Consider the following 231-nt stretch of genomic DNA (forward strand, 5'->3'; position numbering starts at 1 on the left):
CAGCGAGCGACTCAGCTACTAGCTTATCGATTGTGTTATTATCCATGTATGTTCTCCATTTCTTTGATTTTCTGGTCTAGTTCTTGGACAGCCTTCAGCAAGTAGGGTATGAATTTCGAATAGTTGATAGACAGATAAGATGTTACCTCATCTGTTTCAACTGCATGAGGGACTACCTCTTTTACTTCCTGCGCAATCAAACCAACCTCTTCATGTTTCTGGCTCTCGATA

General features: G+C 41.1%; 1 pseudogene. It reads right to left on the reverse strand.

Annotated elements, in window-relative coordinates:
- Positions 1-38 precede the first annotated feature (38 nt).
- Positions 39-231 (reverse strand): annotated as a pseudogene (locus WKI42_RS10970) (tail fiber domain-containing protein); the annotation flags it as partial.

Origin of the sequence: Streptococcus pseudopneumoniae (assembly GCF_038148935.1) — a bacterium.
In the GTDB taxonomy this organism is placed as follows: Bacteria; Bacillota; Bacilli; order Lactobacillales; family Streptococcaceae; genus Streptococcus; species Streptococcus pseudopneumoniae_U.